Genomic DNA, 17,176 nt, shown 5'->3' on the forward strand with positions numbered 1-17,176 from the left:
AAAAATAGTATCTTTAATTGCCTTCAGGGCGCGTAAAGATACCTAAAAATGCCAATCCCACTTTTCAATTCCATCGCATCGTGGTTGCTGAAAAAGCGGTATCACCAGATCGAACTTTTCCTGAAATACCCCGGGGAAGTACAACAGGAGGTGCTGACCAACCTGCTCGAGTTTGCCGAGGAAACGGAAATCGGGCAGCAATACGGTTTCGAAAGCCTGACCTCCTACGAGGCCTATGCGGCCCGCGTGCCCATTGTCACTTACGAAGAACTCGAACCCCTGATCGAACGCACCCGCCGGGGGGAGCAGAACCTGTTCTGGCCCACCGAAATCCGCTGGTTTGCCAAGAGCAGCGGCACCACCAATGCAAAGAGCAAATTCATCCCGGTCAGTTCGGAGGCCCTGGAGGACTGCCACTTTAAGTCCGGGAAGGACATGCTGTGCCTCTACCTGAACAACAACCCGAATTCCCAGCTGTTTACCGGCAAAAGCCTCCGCCTGGGGGGCAGCAAGGAATTGTATGAGGATAACGGGACTTATTTCGGCGACCTGTCGGCCATCCTGATCGACAACCTGCCCTTCTGGGCGGAACTCAGCAGCACCCCCAGCAACAAGGTGTCCCTGATGAGCGAATGGGAGGGCAAGCTCCAGGCCATTACCCAGGAAAGCATCCGTGAAAATGTCACCAGCCTCGCCGGCGTCCCTTCCTGGATGCTGGTCCTGCTGAACCATATCCTGAAAGAAACCGGCAAGGACCACCTGCACCAGATCTGGGAAAACCTTGAGGTCTATTTCCACGGGGGGGTCAACTTCAACCCCTACCGGGAGCAATACCGGAAATTGCTGCCCCGGGAATCCTTCCAGTTCTATGAGATCTACAACGCTTCCGAAGGGTTTTTTGCCATCCAGGACCGCAACGACAGCCAGGACCTGCTGCTCATGCTGGATTACGGCATCTTCTATGAATTTATCCCCATGGACAGCTACGGGAAACCCGACCAGCGTGTCCTGCCGCTCTGGGAGGTGGAACCCGGGGTGAACTACGCCATTGTCATTACCACCAATGCCGGTTTATGGCGGTACCAGATAGGGGATACGGTGCGTTTTACCAGTACCTCCCCATACCGGATCCGGATAACGGGCCGGACCAAGCACCACATAAACGTATTTGGGGAGGAACTCGTGATCGAAAACACGGAAGAAGCCCTCCGGCGCAGTTGCCGGGAAGCCGGTTGCAGCATAGCCGAATATACGGTGGCCCCCGTTTTTATGTCGGGGAAGGAGAAAGGCGCACACGAATGGTTGATCGAATTCCGCGATCCCCCCGCGGATTTCAAGGCCTTCTCCACCCTGTTGGACCAGCAGTTGCAGGCTGTTAACTCGGATTATGAGGCGAAGCGCTACAGGAACATGACGCTGAACCCGCCCAAAATTCACCGGGCCCGGAAGGACCTTTTTTACGACTGGCTCAAGGCAAAGGGCAAACTCGGCGGGCAGCACAAGGTCCCCCGCCTGTCCAATACGAGGGAGTACCTCGAAGAACTCATGGGGCTGGACCAGAAGGTCGGGACCCATTAAAAACAAAAGCGGGGGATGGATTTTACGGCCGTCTTTAATTTTTTCCTGATTGCAGGGGCCTTCCAGGGGTTTGTCTTTAACCTGGGGACCTTCCTGGTCCGCAGGCGCATTGAGGCGCCGGTGCTCTTCCTGAACCTTTTCGTCTTTATGCTTTCGATGAATAACCTGCAGTCGTGGGTCATCGATAAGGGCTTCACCCCGGACGGGTTTTTCTGGGACCACCTGCAGATTCCGTGGAACGTACTGATCGTCCCCATGTTCTATGCATTCCTGGTGCATTACCTGGGGCTGGAGAAGCAGCGGCTGCTGTTCTGGCGGCTGAGCTTTGCGATTTTTGCCGCCGAACTCCTGGCCCGGGTGGGCCTGGTGGTGGCGGCAGGCCGGGGCGCGGTATCCGAGGAGTTGCTGGAGCATTACACCAACCTGGAGGACGGGATCGCCCTGGCCTACTCGCTTTTCCTGTATTTCAAGGCCTGGCACCTGCTGAAAACCTATCCTTCCATGCAAACCCAGGTCCTCCAGCCGGAGAACCTGAAATGGCTGCATCGCTTTATGACGCTCGGGGGCCTGGTCATCCTGCTCTGGATGTTCGCTGTTTTTCTGAATTCCTTTTCGGCCATCTTTAACCCGCCCTATACCTATTACCCATTGCGGATCAGCTCCACGCTGCTGATCTACTGGGTGGGTTACCAGGCATTTTTCCAGTATGTCCTGCTGCAGGACCGCCTCGCCCTGAGGAAACGGTTGGGTGACAAGCCCGTGGTACCCGGGGCCGTAGCGGTTTCTTCCGAAGACCGGAGCGAGTCGGGCCATGGGGATTTTCTGGAACTCGACTCCTACATCCGTGAGCATGAGCGCTACCTGGACCCCGTCCTGAGCCAGGACCGGCTGGCTGAGGAACTGGGAATGGGCACCAGTACCATGTCGCGACTGGTCAACCGTTTTTCGGGCTACAACTTCCCCGATTACATCAATTCCTATCGGGTGGACTACGCCCGGGAGTTGCTCGGCAACCCGGAATTCTCCCCCTACACCATCACGGCCATTGGCCTGGAATGCGGTTTCAATTCCAAATCGACCTTCTACACCGCCTTCCGGAAATTCACCGGGCAGACCCCGACGGCATTCCGGTCGGCAACCTGATCCCTCCCGCCAACCGTTCCGGATTTTTACCCCCGGCATAATTCGGGACACTGCTTTTGGGTTGCGGTGTTAGATTGTGGTTCCTAATGTAAAAACGGACCTTATGAAAACGCCCTGGTTACTTTTGTTTATACCGACCTTGCTGATTATTCCCACCCTGTCCCCGGCCCAGGACGAATCCTTTTCCGATGCGCGGAATGAATTGAAAATCAACGCGCTCTCGGCGCTTCTGGAAGTGCCGGAGGTGACCTATGAGCGCATCCTGGGAGCGGATGGCGCCATTGGGCTTAGCTTCGGCCTGGGCCCGAACGAAAGTTTCGGCTATCGGTTTGCCGCCACGCCCTATTACCGGTTTTATTTTGGCAAGCCTGCAGCGAGCGGCTTCTTTCTGGAATTGAACAGCCTTGTCGGATCCTGGCCGGGTTATTTCAGCTATACTCAATCAGATAGCGGTTTCGAATCATCGCAAGGCAGTTCCAGATTGGTCTTTGGCCTTGGGATTGCCGCCGGTGCCAAATTCTTCACTTCCCGCTCCTGGATAGGAGAAATTTACCTGGGGTTCGGGCGGTACCTGAGTTCGGACCCGTACAATGACTTCGTCGGATACCCCAGGCTTGGAATTGCCATCGGCAAGCGAATCTGAAGGGGGCCAGGGGTGCTATAACGGAAGTATTCGGTACCCGATTGAAAAGGAAGAAATCTCCGGGATGTATTTTATCGTACTTATGATAGCGCTCACCGATGTGGGTTTCCGACCGCGGAGACTACGTCGAAATTTTGATCCCTGTTGACCAATAATTGCGGCGCTGACACAATAAATTAACAACTTCGGGGAACCAGACTGACCTGCGCATGTTTTAATCGTTTCAACTATGGCAAGAAGACTTGTTGTCCTTTCGGACTTATGGGGTTCCAAAAAAGGCCTCTGGATTACCTCCTACCTGGGGTACCTGCAACAGTATTACGATATCGTCTATTACGACAGCCGGCAGATGGCAGCTATGGACCTGCCGCCGGTACACACACTGGAAGAGCTCTACCACACCTTTGCGGAAAGCGGGATGAAAAGGGCGGCAGCCCAGTTGCTTTCCCGGGAAAAGGAACCCTGCCACTACCTGGCCTTCGGGGGCGGGGGAAGCATCGCCTGGCAGGCAGCCCTGATGGGGCTCCCCATGAAATCCCTCTATGCCGTATCCCCCCTTTGCCTGCAGAAGATCGGGGACCATCACCCGGACTGCCCGGTAACCTTGGTTTACGGGGAGTACCACGAAAACCGCCCGGCACCCCACTGGTTCCGGGAGGTGGGCCTGGAACCGGAGGTAATCGAACGGTTTGGCCAGGAATTGTATTCGGATGAAAAGATCATCCAGAAGGTCTGCATGGACCTGCTCGATGGGGTGTTAAAGGGACGTGACGGGAAACCTAGGAAACAGCTTTCAGCTTATTGATCGTCTCAAAGGAGAGCTTCTCTTCCGCGTAGGGTTTGGTGACCTTGAACTCGGTCTCCTCCGTACTCGGAAGTTCGAACATGGCGTCGGTGAACACCGCTTCGCACAGGGAGCGAAGCCCGCGGGCCCCCAGTTTGTATTCAATTGCCTTATCCACGATAAAATCCAGCGCCTGCTCGGTAATCTTGAAGGAGATGCCGTCCATGGCAAACAGTTTTTCGTACTGCTTGATGATGGCATTCTTGGGCTCGGTGAGGATGGAGCGCAGCGTTTTGCGGTCCAGCGGGTTCATGTGGGTCAACACGGGTAAGCGGCCGATGATCTCCGGGATCAGCCCGAATTCCTTCAGGTCTTTCGGGATGATGTACTGCAGGACGTTTTCAGCGTCCATGATATCCTCCCGCTTGGAGGCACTGTAACCGATGGCTTGCATATTGAGCCTGCGGGTGATGATGCGTTCGATCCCGTCAAAGGCACCCCCCGCTATAAAGAGGATGTTCTCCGTATTGACTTCGATAAATTTCTGGTCCGGGTGTTTGCGCCCGCCTTTCGGGGGGACGTTCACCACGGTGCCTTCCAGGAGTTTGAGCAGCCCCTGTTGCACCCCTTCGCCCGATACGTCCCGGGTAATGGAGGGGTTGTCGCTTTTCCGGGCAATTTTGTCCAGCTCGTCGATAAAAACGATCCCGCGTTCTGCTTTTTCGAGGTTGTAATCCGCTGCCTGCAGCAGGCGGGTCAGGATGCTTTCAACATCCTCCCCCACATACCCGGCTTCGGTCAGTACCGTGGCGTCCACAATGGCCAGGGGCACCTTAAGCATCCGTGCGATGGTTTTGGCCATCAGCGTCTTCCCGGTACCCGTTTGCCCGACCATGACGATATTGCTCTTCTGGATCTCGATTTCATCCTCCTTGGAGCTGGGTTGCAACAGCCGCTTGTAATGGTTGTAAACCGCGACGGACAGGACCTTTTTGGTCCGCTCCTGCCCGATGACATAGGTATCCAGGAATTGCTTGATCTCCAGGGGTTTCTTCAGCACCAGCTCGGAGGAGAGGTCGTCCGTTTTGGACTGCCTGGACTCCTCGGCCACGATGCCGTGCGCCTGTTCGATACACCGGTCGCAGATGTGCGCATCCAGCCCGGCGATAAGCAGGTTGGTCTCCGGCTTTTTACGGCCGCAAAACGAACACTCTAAATTCTCCTTTGCCATAATCGTACTGCTGCAGTATTAATCTAACGCTAAATTCCCTAAAAATTGTTCCCGATACGGCCAATTTGGCCCTGAAACGCCTTACTCCTTGTCGCGTTCGAGGATTTCGTCAATCATCCCGTATTCCCGGGCTTCTCCAGCCTTCATCCAGTAATCCCGGTCGCTGTCCTCCTGGATTTTATCAAAAGGCTGCCCGCTGTGTTTGGAGATGATCTCGTAGAGCTCGTCCTTGATCTTCAGGACCTCCTTGGCGGCAATTTCAATATCGCTCGCCTGCCCCTGGGCTCCGGAAAGCGGCTGGTGGATCATTACCCGGCTGTGCTTGAGCCCGCTCCGTTTCCCTTTTTCGCCCGCGCAGAGCAACACCGCTGCCATGGAGGCGGCCATCCCGGTACAGATGGTGGCCACATCGGGCTTGATGAACTGCATGGTGTCGTAAATACCGAGGCCTGCGTAGACGCTGCCCCCGGGGGAATTAATGTATATCTGGATGTCCTTGGAGGAGTCTGCGCTGGCCAGGAACAGCAACTGCGCCTGGACGATGTTCGCCACCTGGTCGCTGATGCCGGTCCCCAAAAAGATGATCCGGTCCATCATCAGGCGGGAGAAGACGTCCATGGCAATGGCGTTCAACTGCCGCTCCTCGATGATGTTCGGGGTCATCCCCACGGGATACATGCTGGTGAGCCCGCGTTCCAGTTGCAGGCTGCTGATGCCGCGGTCCTTGACGGCGTAATCCTTGAATTCTTTAACGTAGTCCATATATTCTTTCAGATACTATTAATAAGCGGCCGATCCGAAGGGGTGAATCCGTGGATCCGGGCGCATTCCTTAAAAAAAAGGTGCCGAAACAACTGTTGTCGGCACCGTAAAGATAAGAATTTCGGGCGTGCCGCCGTCGGGCAGCCATTTTTTAAAACGGGGCCGGCTGCCTATCCGTAGACCTCTTTAACAAACTGGTCATAATTGACCTCCTTGGTTTTGAGGTTCGCTTTTTCCTTGTACAGGTTCAGGAGTTTCTGGCTCATCAGCTGTTCGGAGAGGCGTTTCACTTCATCCCGGTTGCCCATCACCCGCCCGGCAATGTTTTCCAGGTCTTCCTCCCGGGGGTTTGCCTGGCCGTACTGGGCCATCTGCGAACGGATAAACCCTTTGGCGAATTCCTTGAGCTCGTCGAACTGTATGTCCAGCCCGTGGTCCTTGATGAGTTTCCCTTCGATCAGCTGATAGCGCAGCCCCTTTTCGGATTTCTCAAATTCGTCGCTGGCCTCTTCGGCGCTCAGGGGTTTCTCCCCGGTGGTCTGCATCCACTTTTTCAGGAATTCCCGCGGCAGGTCAAAGTTGGTCGCCTCGATGAGTTGTTCGGTTACGTCATTGAGCAGTTTCTGGTCGGACTGCTGCTGGAACTGCCCTTCGGAGTCCTCCTTGATCCGGTCGCGCATTTCCTTTTCAGAAGTGACGGTGTCCTTGCCGAATAACCGGTCAAAGAGTTCCTGGTTGAGTTCGGCGGGCTGCCGCTCGTTCACTTCTTCGATGTTGAAGGCCACCTCGATATTCAGGCCGTCGGCCTTTTCCCGGTCAATGCCCAGGACACTGGCCAGCAGGTAGTCTTCCGTGAGCAGCCCCTTGGTTTTCAGGGTTACCGTATCCCCGGGTTTTTTTCCTTTGAGGGCGGAGAGGGCCTTTTTACTCTTGACCTTCGCCATGTCCAGGGTGGTCTTGTGTTCGATTTCCGCCGCTTCGTTGACAAAGGTACCGGTCACTTCGTCCCCGGAGCCGATTTCCGTTTTGGAAACCAGTTTTCCGTACTGCTTGCGGATCCGCGACACCTGGTCGTCGATCATTTTTTTGTCCGCAACGATTTTGTAGTGGGGGATGGCCTTTTTGGTTTTCAGGGAAACCTCGAATTCCGGGGCCAGGCCCAGCTCGAATTCGAAGGCGAGTTCCTCGGACTCCCAGTTGAAATTATCCTGTTGCTTGGGCAGCGGGTTCCCCAGCACATCGAGTTTTTCCTCGACCAGGTACTTGTTGAGGTTGTCCTGCAGCAATTTGTTGACCTCGTCCACCAGTACGGCACGGCCGTATTGTTTCTTGATCAGGCCCATGGGTACCTGGCCCTTGCGGAAGCCCGGTATATTGGCATTTTTGCGATAATCCTTGAGGATTTTATCGACCTTGTCCTGGTAGTCCTCCTTGGTGATGGCCACCTTCAGGACGGCGTTCAAATCATCGATCTGCTCTTTGGTGATATTCATGTACTTCTCCTTTGCGAATAAAAATGGGATGCAAAAGTAGCGCATTTTACCATGCAGGACAAGTTTTCAACGCACTGTCTTTCAACAGGTGGTGTTACTTCTTGTCTTCCCTCAGGAAGGAGAACAGGATGGACTGCAGCACGGACAGGAGAAGGGAAAAAAGCAGGGCCCACCACAGGCCGTTTACGGCGAATCCGTCCACGATCGCATCGGCCAGCAAAATGATCACCGCGTTGATGATGAGCAGGAACAGCCCCAGGGTCAGGATGGTGACCGGCAGCGTAAAGAGGATCAGCAGCGGCTTCACGATGAAATTGAGCAGGCTTAGAACAAGGGCCACCAGGATGGCAATACCGTAAGAGGCCACGGAGACACCGGGCAGGAGTTTTGACAGGAGCACCACCGCAAGGGCGCTCAGCAACAGGCGAAGGATAAAATTCATGGTCGAGGTTTTAAATAAAATGGGTACCGGCCCGGCCGGTACCCTTAAAGATACTATTTATCCCGGTTAGTTGATATACAACCCGGTGTAGGCCAGCGGGTCGACTCTGGGCAAAGTGGCTCCGTATTTGGCTTCGATGGCTTTAATGAATTCATTGGCGATCAGCGCGTAACCCCGTGGCGAAGGGTGAACCCCATCCAGGGAAAACCCTCCTCCAGTGGCGTAAGTATCCGTCACCACACTGCCATCGGCCAGGGGGACCCCCTGGGATTCCACGGTGTTATAAAACGTATTCATATCCACAAAAGCCAGGTCGTAGGCCTGGGCTGCTGCCGCGATAGCCTGGTTGTAGGCTTCCGTGGCGGTTTTGACAGCCTGCTGTTCGGATGGGAGCAGCACCCAGCGGTCTTCCATGGGGTAGGTGACCCCATTGACCGACAGCTGACCTGCCAATGCTGCAGGAACGCCCAATCCCTGAAGCATGGCAAAGGCTTCTGTATTCACCTGGCCGATCACGGTTTGGCTTGTAAAGACAACGAGGTCTTCTGCGGTGGCCTGACGCGCCTGTCCATACAGCATCCCTAAGATGGTGGCCGTAGGGACATCGAGGCCTCCTCCGGCAAGCACGGCCGTGATCTGGGCAGACAGGTCGGGCAGCGATTCATCTTTGATCACCAGGGGGCTCGCGCTGTCGGCGTTGAATGTGATGGAACGTTCCGGAACCCCCAGGAACTGAAATACCTGGTTAAGCTGAGCAAACTGTTCGTTAAGTGCTGGAATTTGCGGCCCGAATGATGGGTTGGCCGGGCTGAGGGGTGCGAAGGGCACAGTGGTGAAAAAGGGTATTTTGGTCACGTCCGGGATATTGGCAATCACCCCGCCTGCCCCGTTGGCGGTTAGGAGCGTCAAAATCTGGTTGTAAACTCCTCCGAAATAGTTGGGGTCCGAAATATCGTTCTGACCATAGGTGGCAGGTTCGAGATTTCCGGTTTGGTCAACTCCGGCACCTCCGCTAACGGCAAAGCCCAGGACGTCGTTGTTCCCGATCCAAAGGGTGAAGAAAGAAGGGTTTTGTGCCAGGGCATCCCCCAGGACGCTGGCGGTTTCACCACTGGAAAAGCGCACAAAATAGGGATTAGCCAACCCCGCCTGGAGCCCGGCGACACTTCCGTACCCCGGGGCCAGCAAATGGTAGCTTTTCGCTCCTGGAACTCCCATGTTATTGAACGATCCTGAGAGCTTGTTGAGTGCTTCCGTGGATCCCGTTCCGGATACCGGGGTAGGTATGGGAGATCCGGAGGAGAAATCCAGGAAAAGGCGATTCGGGGCAAATGGATTACCATTGACCGTCATCCCCCCCAGATTGTCTGACATGTAGGGTATGGTGAAGATACCTCCCCCGGCTTCGGCAAAGCTGCCTGCCAACATATTCGGGTAGGAAGCATCCTGTCCATCGATAAAAAGCGCCTGATCTGAAAATCCGGCCGTCAGGGAGTTCCCCAGTGCGACGTAGGTAGTGAAGTCTGCCGAACCACTGGTGTATTCAATGGGTTCCGGTATCTCCCCCCCCGGATCAACTACCGGGTCGTCGTCGCTGCAGGAAAGGATAAATAGGCCAAAAAAGGCCAGTAAGAGCAGGTGTTTTTTCATTTGAGTCAGTTTGTGTTAATCTGTGCCGGAAGGCCTGATAGCCGGGCGTAACCAAAATTAACCAAATTTATGACACCCGCAATAAGGGCCCCTTAAAAATTATGCATGCATAATAATAGGCGCCTTTGATTCAGGATTTGATAAAATCCGAACTGATCCGGTAGAAGGCATCAGGCTTTTCGGCATGCAACCAGTGACCCGCCCCCGGGATGGTCTCTACCCGGGCCCCGGGGAAGTGTTTGAGGATCAGTTCCCGGTCCGCATCGGTGATGTAACCGGAGGCGCCCCCGCTTATAAAGAGGACGGGGCCGCTGAACCAGGCGTTTTCCGGGAGTGCCGCCCCGATGGCCTCCATGCTGTCCTTCAGCACCTCCAGGTTAAAGCGGAACCCGAGTTTGCGGGATTCTTTCCAATAGAGGTTTTTCAGCAGGAATTGCCGCACCCCGAAATCGGGAAGGGATTCGGCGAGCCGCTCGTCGGCCTCCCCCCGGGATTGCACCTGGTCCAGGGGCAGGCGGTCGAGGGCTTCCAGGATGTGCTGGTGGTGGGGCGGGTAGTAGCGGGGGGCAATATCGGCCACCAGCAGGCGTTCCACCCGGTCGGGGAAGGCCGCTGCAAAAGTCATGGCCGTCTTGCCGCCCATGGAGTGGCCCAGCAGGATGGCCCGGCCGAGTTTGTTTCGGTCCATGTAGCGTTCCAGGTCCTGCGCCATCAGCGCATAACTGAAGGCGGGAGACCAGAAGCTGCGGCCGTGGTTGCGCTGGTCCAGCAGGTGGACCTGGAAGCCTGCGTCGGCGTAGCGCTTCCCAAGGGTCTTCCAGTTGTCCGACATCCCGAGGAAGCCGTGGAGTATAATCAGTGGCTTGCCCTCCCCGAGTACCTTTGCGTATAATTTCTCCATCAGGCCAACCGGTTTTTGTACATGCCGATCACGTTCTCCAGGCCCAGGTAAAGCGATTCGCAGATCAGGGCGTGGCCGATGGAAACCTCCATCAGGTGCGGGACTTCCCTGGCAAAAAAGGCGATGTTGTCCAGGCTGAGGTCATGCCCCGCATTGATGCCGAGGCCCGCTGCTGCTGCCGCAAGGGCCGTTTCCCGGAAAGGTTTCACGGCCGCCTCCGGGTCCCTGCCGTATCCGGATGCATAGCTTTCGGTGTAAAGTTCTACCCGGTCCGTGCCGGTTTCTGCCGCCGCTGCCGCCATTTCGGGGTTGGGGTCCACAAAGATGGAGGTGCGGATCCCGGCCGCGCGGAACCTCCCGATAACCTCCTTGAGGAATTCCCGGTTCCGGATGGTATCCCAGCCGGCGTTCGAAGTGATCGCATCCGGGGCGTCGGGCACCAGGGTGACCTGGTCGGGACGGACCTCGAGGACCAGGTCCACAAAGGCCGGGACGGGGTTGCCCTCTATATTCAATTCGGTACCCACCACTGTTTTAAGGTCCCGCGCATCCTGGTACCGGATGTGCCGTTCATCCGGGCGGGGGTGGATGGTGATGCCCTGCGCCCCGAATACCTCGATGTCGCGGACCGTCTGGATCAGGTCGGGGACATTGCCGCCCCGGGCATTCCTCAGGGTGGCTATTTTATTCACGTTGACGCTTAATCGCACCATGGCATCGGTTTTTCTTCGGTTACCGCCCAAAAATACAAATTAGGCATGCCTTTTGCAGTTTAAAAATTAGTAATTTGCGTACCAGATGCAGATACAGGAACACATCATCAGCACGATACCCGTCTTTGAGGTTACAGACACCCTGAAGGAGGCCATCCATTTTTTTACCCATTCCACCTATTCCCATGTGGCGATTACAGAAAAAGGGGTTTTTCTCGGGTTGCTGGGGGAGGCGGACCTGGATTCCTTCGAGGAAATGAGCCCCATCGAGGATTTCCGTTACCAGCTGGAATCCTTCCATGTGAATGTCGATGCAGGCTGGATCGATATCCTCGAGGTGTTTACCCGCAATGAGGCGAACCTGCTCCCGGTGATCGGGCCGGAGGGCAAATTGCTGGGGTACTACGACCTGAACGACGTGGTGGGGATCTTTACCCACATGCCCTTCTTTACCGAGCCCGGCGCAATCCTGGTGGTGTCCAAGCCCCTGAAGGATTACAGTTTCAGCGAAATCGCCCAGATCGTGGAGGGGAACAACACCCGCCTGCTGGGGGCCTTTATCACCGAGATCAAAAACGACCTGGTACAGATCACCCTGAAGATGGGGGATACCAATATCAACGAGGTGATCCAGACCTTCCGCCGCTATAAATACACCATCCTGACCGGGAGTGCCGACGATGCCTTCCTGGATGCCCTCAGGCAACGCTCCGACTACCTCGACAAATACCTTAACGTTTAACGCCCATGAAGGTCGCGCTGTACGGTCAGACCTACAATGATGAGGCCTCGGGCGCCGTACGCGAGCTTCTGGATGAACTCGGCCGCGACCGGTCTGAGGTTGCTATCGAATCGGCCTTCTGCAGCCTCCTGGGCCTGGACAAAGACGGATATGCCACCTTTGACCTGGACCACGGCCTGGACGACTCCTTTGACCTCTTTGTAAGTTTTGGCGGGGACGGTACCATCCTGCGCGCCATCACCTATATCCGCGACCTGGGGATCCCCGTGGTTGGGGTTAATACGGGGCGCCTGGGGTTCCTCTCCACCTTCCGGAAGGAGGAGGTTCGTTCCCTGGTCCTGCAGTTCCGGGCCGGGGATTACCGGATCGTGGAGCGCAGTGTGGTCCAGGCCAGCCTGGAAGGGGAAGCCCCCGGGGGGGACCTGTTGAATTTTGCGCTCAACGAGGTGACGGTCAGCCGCAAGGATACCACCTCCATGATCACCGTGGAGACCTACCTGAACGGGGAATACCTGACCTCATACTGGGCCGACGGCCTGATCGTCGCCACCCCCACCGGGTCCACGGGATATTCCCTGAGCTGCGGCGGGCCGGTCATGACCCCTACTGCCAGGTCCCTGGTCATTACGCCCATCGCCCCCCACAACCTCAATGCACGCCCCCTGGTCATCGCGGATGATACGGAAATCAGGCTGCGGGTTTCCGGGCGGGAACAACAACACCTGCTTTCCCTGGATTCGCGGATTACCAGCGTTGACAACGGCACGGAAATTACCATCAGGCGGGCCGGTTTCAACATCCGGATGGTGGAATATGCCACCGAGAGCTTTTTCAAAACGATCCGCAATAAACTGCTGTGGGGGGAAGACCGCCGGAATTGAGCCCCGGGCCGGGCAATAAAAGGCGGTAAATCCTGTTTATCAAAGGAAACATAAATAGGGCAAGGAAGCTGCTGGTTCAGGGCTTAAAATTGCTATATTTGCAAACTTTTGGATTCGATGAGGATTGTAATTGCCGCTGTTTGCCTGTTGCTGGCGGTTTCGCTGCAGGGGCAGACCTATGAAATAGGTTTATACGGTGGAGGAGCCAACAATATCGGGGATATCGGACGGATGAATTATATCGCACCCTCCGGACCCGCCGTCGGGGCGCTCTTTAAGTGGAACAAGAGCAAGCGCTATGCCTGGCGTGCCCACCTCATCTATGCCCGCTTCAAGGCGGACGATCTGAAATCGGACATTCCGGCGCGGCAGCAGCGGGCCCTCCAGATGGAGAACAACCTGCTCGAAGCCTCGGCCGGGTTGGAATTTAACTTTGTGGAGTACAACCTCCACAAGCTCGGGCCGGCATTCACGCCCTACCTGTATACGGGGGTAACCTATTTCAGGTACGATTTTAATTATTTCGATGCCGGCAGGATGATCGATACGGGGCAGCGGGACGGTGCATTTGCCATCCCGATGACCGTGGGGGCAAAACTCCGCCTGAATCAGTTCCTGATTCTCGGGGCGGAAATCGGCGCCAGGTATACCTTTACGGATAACCTGGATGCCAGCAACCCGCAGGGGTCCAATTTTGAACAGCAGGCCGACGGTCCCATCGGCAACATATTCAGCGACGACTGGTATGTGTTTTCTGGGATGACGCTGACGTTCACCTTTGGAAGGAAGCCCTGCATGGATTGCTTTGAGTAGCGAGACGCGACATGGACACTATAGCGAAAATTAAACAGGGGCGCCTGCCGCAGCACCTGGCTATTATTATGGACGGCAACGGCCGCTGGGCCAAACAGCGGGGCAAGTTGCGGGTCTTCGGCCACGAAAACGGGGTGCGTGCCGTCCGCGAAACGGTGGAAACGGCGGCAAAAATCGGCATTGAATACCTGACCCTCTATGCCTTCAGCACTGAAAACTGGAAACGCCCGAGGCTGGAAGTGGAAACCCTGATGAAACTGCTGGTCGCCTCCCTCCGGAAAGAATTGAAAACCCTCAACGACAACAACATTCGCCTCCGCGCCATCGGCCGGACCGAGGCATTGCCCAAAAAGGCCCTCAAGGAACTGGAGGAGGTGATGGCGATGACCGAAAAAAACTCCGGGATGACCCTGACGCTGGCCCTTAGCTACGGCTCCCGGGAAGAGATTACATCGGCCTTCAGGGCCTTGAGTATCAAAGTTAAAAATAACCTAATTTCACCTGATAATATTGATGATGCAATTATTAATGAGCATCTTTACACGCATGATTTGCCAGATGTTGACCTGCTGATTCGGACCAGCGGAGAGCACCGGATCAGTAATTTTTTACTCTGGCAGATTGCGTACGCGGAATTGTATTTTACGGACGTTTTTTGGCCAGATTTCAGTGAACAACATCTGATAGAGGCACTTAAAAGTTATCAGAACAGAGAACGAAGATTTGGAAAAACAAGCGAACAACTCATTTAGTGGTATGCCGGCATTCGTATCACTAAGAGGCCTTCTCCTAACCCTGGCATTTCTACTCACCCTACCCCTCCTCGCTCAGGACACCTCCTACCAGAACAGCAGGACTTATATCCTGGGAGGCCTGAAGGTAACCGGGCTGCAGAGCTATAACGAACAGACCGTCAAGACCTATACCGGGCTGCGGGAAGGTCAGCCGATCACCGTGCCCGGGGACCAGATCAGCGATATCATCAAAAAGCTCTGGGGACTCGACCTGTTCAGCGATGTCACCTTTTACATCGAGCGGGTCGAAGGGGAGGAAATCTTCCTGGAACTCAACATACAGGAGCGCCCCTCCCTGAACAATGTGACCTTCTACGGGATACCCAAACGGAAGGTATCCGACATTCAGGACGATACGGACCTGAAAAAGGGGAAAAAAATCACGGAAAGCCTGATTGCCAATACCAAGAACTTCCTGGAAAACAAATACCGCAAACAGGGTTTCCTGAATGCCCGGGTAACCATCGCCACTTCCGTGGATACCTCCGAGACCAACGCCCGGAACATGGTGATCAACATCGACCGGGGCGAGCGGGTCAAGATCAAAAACATCAATTTTGAAGGGAACGAGCAGCTCTCCGACGGCAAATTGCGGCGGAGCCTGAAGAATACCAAGGAAAAGCGCTTTGGCCGTTTCTGGAAGAAATCCAAATACATCGAGGTCGACTACCAGGAGGACCTCAAATCCCTCATCGACAAATACGCGGAGAACGGCTACCGGGATGCCCGGGTACTCTCCGACAGTATCGAGCGCCTTTCGAAGAACAAGATCAATATCCACATCGAAGTGGAGGAGGGCGACAAATACTATTTCGGCGAGATCGACTTTGTCGGCAACACGGTATACACGGACCGACAGTTGAACCAGGTACTGGGGATCAAGAAGGGGGACACCTACAACGGGGTGCTGCTGCGCAAGCGGATCGCTGACGATACCAAGCCGGATGGGGAAGACCTTACCAACCTCTACCAGAACAACGGGTACCTGTTTTCCCAGATCAACCCCGTGGAGGTTTCGGCCGAGAACGATACCATCGATTTTGAGATCCGGATCATCGAAGGGAAGGAAACCTTCCTGAACCGCGTTTCCGTAAGCGGGAACAACAAGACGAACGACCACGTCATCTACCGGGATATCCGGACCAAACCGGGACAGCGGTACAGCAAGGAAGATATTATCCGGACCATCCGGGAGCTTGGCCAGCTCGGCTTCTTCGACCCGGAACAGATCAAGCCGGAAATCGAAAACCCGAACCCCAACGAGGGTACTGTGGACCTGAAATTCGACCTGGTGGAATCCGGCGCCAGCCAGATAGAGTTGCAGGGCGGTTACGGGGGTGGCGGCTTTATCGGGACCCTCGGGCTCTCCTTCAACAACTTTTCGATCCAGAACCTGTTCAACGGGAAGGCGTATTCCCCCGTGCCTATGGGTGATGGCCAGACCTTTGCCCTGCGTTTGCAGGCAAGCCGGACCTTCCGGGTCTATTCCCTGAGTTTCTCGGAACCCTGGCTCGGCGGGCGCAAACCGGTGCGCTTCAGCCTTTCCCTGTCCCGGACCCAGCAATTCCTGGCCCGCTTCAACAACAGCGGCCGGGTTGATGTGGACAAAAACCAGCAGTTTTCCATTACCGGGATTTCAGCGGGGCTCGCCAAACGCGTGCAATGGCCGGACGACTTTTTTGTCCTGTCCCATTCCGTGAGCTACCAGATCTACGACTTCAAGAATTACCGCACCGGCTTGTTCAATTTCGGGAACGGCCGGTCCAATTCGCTGGCATATACCATCGGGGTTACCCGGAACTCCTCGGGGCCCGGGCCGATTTTCCCGCTCTACGGCAGCAACATAGAGCTCTCCGGTAAGTTTACGCCTCCTTATTCCCTCTTCAGTGACAAGGACTTCGGGGCCCTGAAGCAGGAGAGCGAGGAAATTGTCCGGGAGCAGATAGAAAATGCCCAGCTGGGGCAGCCCTCCGACCCGGCCCTGCAGCAACGGCTGGAGGAGCTGGACCAGGAGCGCTTCCGCTGGCTGGAATACTACAAGATAAAATTCAGGGCGGACTGGTATACCCGAATCGTCGATAAGCTCGTCCTGCGGACCAATGCGGAATTCGGCTTTTTGGGCAGCTACAATGCCGATGTGGGCAAGGTGCCGTTTGAGCGCTTTTTCCTCGGGGGGGACGGCCTGGGGCGGAACTTTACCCTGGACGGGCGGGAGACCATCCAGCTTCGGGGTTACGAGAACAACTCCCTGACCCCTGTGGACCCGCTGACCCAGGACCAGGAAGGTGGGATCGTCTACAACAAGTACTCCATGGAATTGCGGTATCCGCTTACCCTGAAACCCACGGCATCCATCTATACGCTGATTTTTGCCGAGGCAGGGAACTCCTTCAACAATTTTCAGGAGTTTAATCCGTTTGAAATAAAAAGATCAGCCGGGGTGGGGCTTCGGATTTTCATGCCTGCCTTTGGCTTGTTGGGAATCGATTTCGGTTACGGATTCGACGACGACCTAAGACCGGACAACAACCCGGGACCCAGCGGATGGCAGACGCACTTCATAATCGGGCAGCAGTTTTAGTCGGCAATCCGGGATTTCCAAATTG

At 55.5% G+C, this 17,176-nt stretch carries 16 protein-coding genes; 9 read left to right on the forward strand and 7 right to left on the reverse strand.

Annotation, left to right across the window (positions count from 1 at the left end; all coding sequences use genetic code 11):
• Nucleotides 1–48 precede the first annotated feature (48 nt).
• The 4 genes from H7F20_RS06060 (at nt 49) to H7F20_RS06075 (ending at nt 4,169) form a co-directional block, all read left to right on the forward strand.
• Nucleotides 49–1,578 (forward strand): GH3 auxin-responsive promoter family protein, encoded by a 1,530-nt coding sequence (locus tag H7F20_RS06060; protein ID WP_185785213.1) that lies wholly within the window; start codon nt 49–51, stop codon nt 1,576–1,578.
• A gap of 15 nt (nt 1,579–1,593) precedes the next feature.
• The gene (locus tag H7F20_RS06065; RefSeq protein ID WP_185785214.1) at nt 1,594–2,721 is read left to right on the forward strand and encodes an AraC family transcriptional regulator; all 1,128 of its coding nucleotides are present in this window, start codon (nt 1,594–1,596) and stop codon (nt 2,719–2,721) included.
• Between the two features lie 103 nt (nt 2,722–2,824).
• Nucleotides 2,825–3,364, forward strand: a complete 540-nt coding sequence (locus tag H7F20_RS06070; RefSeq protein ID WP_185785215.1) for a hypothetical protein — start codon at nt 2,825–2,827, stop codon at nt 3,362–3,364.
• Between the two features lie 229 nt (nt 3,365–3,593).
• Complete coding sequence (locus tag H7F20_RS06075) at nt 3,594–4,169, forward strand: hypothetical protein (RefSeq protein ID WP_185785216.1); 576 nt, start codon at nt 3,594–3,596, stop codon at nt 4,167–4,169.
• Here H7F20_RS06075 and clpX read toward each other — a convergent pair.
• The 7 genes from clpX to H7F20_RS06110 form a co-directional block, all read right to left on the reverse strand.
• Nucleotides 4,144–5,379 carry an ATP-dependent Clp protease ATP-binding subunit ClpX gene (gene clpX / locus H7F20_RS06080; protein WP_185785217.1) on the reverse strand — a complete coding sequence of 412 codons (1,236 nt, stop codon included), beginning with the start codon at nt 5,377–5,379 and terminating at the stop codon, nt 4,144–4,146. The two genes, H7F20_RS06075 and clpX, sit on opposite strands and share 26 nt — an antisense overlap.
• Before the next feature lie 81 nt (nt 5,380–5,460).
• Entirely contained in the window at nt 5,461–6,141 is a 681-nt protein-coding gene (clpP, locus tag H7F20_RS06085) for an ATP-dependent Clp endopeptidase proteolytic subunit ClpP (RefSeq protein ID WP_185785218.1), read from the reverse strand.
• Nucleotides 6,142–6,311: 170 nt separating this feature from the next.
• Nucleotides 6,312–7,634, reverse strand: a complete 1,323-nt coding sequence (tig, locus tag H7F20_RS06090; RefSeq protein WP_185785219.1) for a trigger factor — start codon at nt 7,632–7,634, stop codon at nt 6,312–6,314.
• A 94-nt stretch (nt 7,635–7,728) separates the two neighbouring features.
• Nucleotides 7,729–8,076 (reverse strand): phage holin family protein, encoded by a 348-nt coding sequence (locus H7F20_RS06095; RefSeq protein ID WP_185785220.1) that lies wholly within the window; start codon nt 8,074–8,076, stop codon nt 7,729–7,731.
• A gap of 66 nt (nt 8,077–8,142) precedes the next feature.
• Nucleotides 8,143–9,726: an SGNH/GDSL hydrolase family protein gene (locus H7F20_RS06100; RefSeq protein ID WP_185785221.1), complete on the reverse strand. Its 1,584-nt coding sequence runs from the start codon at nt 9,724–9,726 to the stop codon at nt 8,143–8,145.
• A gap of 130 nt (nt 9,727–9,856) precedes the next feature.
• Nucleotides 9,857–10,627 carry an alpha/beta fold hydrolase gene (locus H7F20_RS06105; protein WP_185785222.1) on the reverse strand — a complete coding sequence of 257 codons (771 nt, stop codon included), beginning with the start codon at nt 10,625–10,627 and terminating at the stop codon, nt 9,857–9,859.
• Nucleotides 10,627–11,340 (reverse strand): pyridoxine 5'-phosphate synthase, encoded by a 714-nt coding sequence (locus H7F20_RS06110; protein WP_185785223.1) that lies wholly within the window; start codon nt 11,338–11,340, stop codon nt 10,627–10,629. The genes H7F20_RS06105 and H7F20_RS06110 overlap by 1 nt, the downstream gene beginning before the upstream one ends.
• 85 nt (nt 11,341–11,425) lie before the next feature.
• On the opposite strand from H7F20_RS06110, the gene H7F20_RS06115 reads away from it, so the two are divergent.
• From H7F20_RS06115 to bamA, 5 genes are all read left to right on the forward strand, one after another.
• Complete coding sequence (locus H7F20_RS06115) at nt 11,426–12,082, forward strand: acetoin utilization protein acuB (RefSeq protein WP_185785224.1); 657 nt, start codon at nt 11,426–11,428, stop codon at nt 12,080–12,082.
• A 5-nt stretch (nt 12,083–12,087) separates the two neighbouring features.
• On the forward strand, nt 12,088–12,963 hold the full coding sequence (locus tag H7F20_RS06120) for an NAD kinase (RefSeq protein WP_185785225.1): 876 nt from the start codon (nt 12,088–12,090) through the stop codon (nt 12,961–12,963).
• A 117-nt stretch (nt 12,964–13,080) separates the two neighbouring features.
• Nucleotides 13,081–13,776: a DUF6089 family protein gene (locus tag H7F20_RS06125; protein WP_185785226.1), complete on the forward strand. Its 696-nt coding sequence runs from the start codon at nt 13,081–13,083 to the stop codon at nt 13,774–13,776.
• A gap of 11 nt (nt 13,777–13,787) precedes the next feature.
• Nucleotides 13,788–14,528 (forward strand): isoprenyl transferase, encoded by a 741-nt coding sequence (locus H7F20_RS06130; protein ID WP_185785227.1) that lies wholly within the window; start codon nt 13,788–13,790, stop codon nt 14,526–14,528.
• Nucleotides 14,529–14,532: 4 nt separating this feature from the next.
• A complete protein-coding gene (gene bamA / locus H7F20_RS06135; RefSeq protein WP_185785228.1) occupies nt 14,533–17,151 on the forward strand; it encodes an outer membrane protein assembly factor BamA in 2,619 nt (872 codons plus the stop codon).
• The last annotated feature ends 25 nt before the right edge of the window (nt 17,152–17,176 follow it).

Origin of the sequence: Robiginitalea sp. SC105 (assembly GCF_014243345.1) — a bacterium.
In the GTDB taxonomy this organism is placed as follows: Bacteria; Bacteroidota; Bacteroidia; order Flavobacteriales; family Flavobacteriaceae; genus Robiginitalea.

Bases quoted from the DNA above. Each gene is read 5' to 3' on its own strand.
- H7F20_RS06060 (WP_185785213.1), top strand. From the start codon at position 49: ATGCCAATCCCACTTTTCAATTCCATCGCATCGTGGTTGCTGAAAAAG.
- H7F20_RS06065 (WP_185785214.1), top strand. From the start codon at position 1,594: ATGGATTTTACGGCCGTCTTTAATTTTTTCCTGATTGCAGGGGCCTTC.
- H7F20_RS06070 (WP_185785215.1), top strand. From the start codon at position 2,825: ATGAAAACGCCCTGGTTACTTTTGTTTATACCGACCTTGCTGATTATT.
- H7F20_RS06075 (WP_185785216.1), top strand. From the start codon at position 3,594: ATGGCAAGAAGACTTGTTGTCCTTTCGGACTTATGGGGTTCCAAAAAA.
- clpX (WP_185785217.1), bottom strand. From the start codon at position 5,379: ATGGCAAAGGAGAATTTAGAGTGTTCGTTTTGCGGCCGTAAAAAGCCG.
- clpP (WP_185785218.1), bottom strand. From the start codon at position 6,141: ATGGACTACGTTAAAGAATTCAAGGATTACGCCGTCAAGGACCGCGGC.
- tig (WP_185785219.1), bottom strand. From the start codon at position 7,634: ATGAATATCACCAAAGAGCAGATCGATGATTTGAACGCCGTCCTGAAG.
- H7F20_RS06095 (WP_185785220.1), bottom strand. From the start codon at position 8,076: ATGAATTTTATCCTTCGCCTGTTGCTGAGCGCCCTTGCGGTGGTGCTC.
- H7F20_RS06100 (WP_185785221.1), bottom strand. From the start codon at position 9,726: ATGAAAAAACACCTGCTCTTACTGGCCTTTTTTGGCCTATTTATCCTT.
- H7F20_RS06105 (WP_185785222.1), bottom strand. From the start codon at position 10,627: ATGGAGAAATTATACGCAAAGGTACTCGGGGAGGGCAAGCCACTGATT.
- H7F20_RS06110 (WP_185785223.1), bottom strand. From the start codon at position 11,340: ATGGTGCGATTAAGCGTCAACGTGAATAAAATAGCCACCCTGAGGAAT.
- H7F20_RS06115 (WP_185785224.1), top strand. From the start codon at position 11,426: ATGCAGATACAGGAACACATCATCAGCACGATACCCGTCTTTGAGGTT.
- H7F20_RS06120 (WP_185785225.1), top strand. From the start codon at position 12,088: ATGAAGGTCGCGCTGTACGGTCAGACCTACAATGATGAGGCCTCGGGC.
- H7F20_RS06125 (WP_185785226.1), top strand. From the start codon at position 13,081: ATGAGGATTGTAATTGCCGCTGTTTGCCTGTTGCTGGCGGTTTCGCTG.
- H7F20_RS06130 (WP_185785227.1), top strand. From the start codon at position 13,788: ATGGACACTATAGCGAAAATTAAACAGGGGCGCCTGCCGCAGCACCTG.
- bamA (WP_185785228.1), top strand. From the start codon at position 14,533: ATGCCGGCATTCGTATCACTAAGAGGCCTTCTCCTAACCCTGGCATTT.